We start from the raw sequence: 2075 nt of genomic DNA, 5'->3' as shown, positions 1-2075 counted from the left end.
TGCTTAATCAAAGGTTAGTACGCTTTTGTTAGCTGCTGATTTTCCTTCGGAAAATCCTCGCTCTCAAAACCGCACTATTCTTATACGTAACCGTTAGGGCAAATTAGAGAAAAATCGAATGTTAGATATAATTGGAGAATTACTTTTTTGGCGTGAAGATTATAAATTTTCTAAACAGAAAAAAGCAAGACGTAAATTTGAAAAGGAAAACAATCTTCCTAAAAAATTTATGATTCATCCTGTTTGGAAATTATTCGGATTTTTTTTGATTTTTGCCTTTATCTCAAAATTAGTAATTGGACATTTATACTTTTCTGATTTTGGTACTAAAAAGACTGCGGAGAAAATGACTGAAATTGAACTGATTCTTGAAAAAGAAAAAAGTTCGCTCGGAATCTATCCTGAAAAACTGAATACAATAATTAGAAATAATCCTTTAAGAAAAAACATTACATCTGATTATTGGAATAATGAATTCTTTTATGAACAAAATGAAAACGGAAATAGTTACGTTCTTATCTCAAAAGGCAAAGACGGAATTTTAAAAACAGAAGACGATATTAACGGAATAAAAAACTTGCCCTAACAACGTGTATAAAAAATTGCGTAGTTTAGTGCTTAACCAAAGTTAGTTGCATTTTTTGTTACGTCTGATTTTCCTTCGGAAAATCCTCGCACACAAAAAACGCAACTTTCCATACACAAGACCGTTGCCAAACATTTGTAAAAAACGAACTCTAAATTAAATGAACAAACCTTTCGCAATTATATTTTTCGGATTTTTAGCAGTTATAATGGGAATTAGAAAAAGTGCATCCGAACTTATCCTATCTGAACTGAAACTGACTATCGGAATTGCACTCATTGCTTATGGAATTTATCTGATTTACAAACCAACTTCTGAAAACAATAATTCAAAAACTCTAACAAAAAAACAACCGAAAAAAGAACGTTCTTACATTTTTTTGGCGATTGGAATTTTATTTTTAAAATCCCCTTCTTTTTTTGACCCAGACCACGAATATGGTTTAAATTTTATAAAAATATTTGTCTCTATTATCGGATTCGGGCTTGTGATTTATGGACTAAATTTATTTTTTAAAGAAAAACGAGAGAAACGAAAAAGTGGCTCAATTGAATAAAAAAACGTTTGGCAACACCGTGTATAAAAAATGCTTACTTTAGTGCTTAATCAAAGGTTCGTGCAATTTTGCTTTGTCCAATTTTCCTGCGGAAAATCAGCCAGTCACAAAATCGCACTTATCATACACAACACGTTACCTACAATTATGAAAAACATCCGAACTCTAATTATTATTCTTCTGATTTCATTGTCATTTTCTACATTCGGACAAAATGATTCACGTGCGATCGACGGAATCGGATTTGACTCTGTTTTTCAAAATTTAGAATCGGGAAATTTTAGCGGAACTGTAAACGGAGTTTTAATCGTTAAAGACTCTGAAAACAGTAAATCTCTATTAGATTTTCAAGGCAGTTTTGCGAAATTGGAAATTGAAAAAGACGAACACGAAGTTTATGATACGAGTTACAAAAAATATTCAGGAAAAACGACGAGCGGAAAAACGGAAATAAAATACGAAACTTACGCTTACGCAAACTCAATCGGAATTGAATTCAAAGGAGAATTTTATAATTTAACGTTAATCGATGGAGCGTGTGATTTAGTTATTAACGGACTTGAATACTATTATGAATCTGAAAAGAGTACTGAATATCTAATTATCCGAATTACGAAAGAAATAGAATTAATTAATCGATACGATAGCAAAATTAGAAAAGCAATCAAACTTTTACCGAATTCAACTTTGGTATTTGCAATAAATCGGAATAAATAACTGTAGGTAACAAAGTATATAATCCATTGCTAGTTCTAGCCTACTTACGAATATTCCTGCGGAATATTCTATTCGGTTTTTATTTGCTAAATTAGTTGCTTACACACGCAACGTATCATATACAAAACCGTTGTGTACAATGCGCTCACTCGGTTAAAAAGCAATATAAATCTTTAATTTTTTCGCTTTAATTCTTAAAACATTTAACCTTAAAAA

At 31.0% G+C, this 2075-nt stretch carries 3 protein-coding genes; all 3 read left to right on the top strand.

The window, feature by feature from the left end; translation table 11 throughout:
- The first annotated feature begins 118 nt into the window (after positions 1–118).
- Positions 119–586, top strand: coding sequence for a hypothetical protein (locus BT151_RS18325; RefSeq protein ID WP_072403817.1), 468 nt, complete (start codon positions 119–121; stop codon positions 584–586).
- Positions 587–746: 160 nt separating this feature from the next.
- Entirely contained in the window at positions 747–1142 is a 396-nt protein-coding gene (locus BT151_RS18320; RefSeq protein WP_072403816.1) for a hypothetical protein, read from the top strand.
- A 147-nt stretch (positions 1143–1289) separates the two neighbouring features.
- Positions 1290–1859 (top strand): hypothetical protein, encoded by a 570-nt coding sequence (locus tag BT151_RS18315; RefSeq protein WP_072403815.1) that lies wholly within the window; start codon positions 1290–1292, stop codon positions 1857–1859.
- Positions 1860–2075 lie beyond the last annotated feature (216 nt).

It is taken from the genome of Flaviramulus basaltis, assembly GCF_900114265.1.
Taxonomy (GTDB): domain Bacteria; phylum Bacteroidota; class Bacteroidia; order Flavobacteriales; family Flavobacteriaceae; genus Flaviramulus; species Flaviramulus basaltis.
The sequence above is the reverse complement of the archived record's forward strand: the minus strand, read 5'-3'. Positions and strand labels throughout refer to the sequence as shown.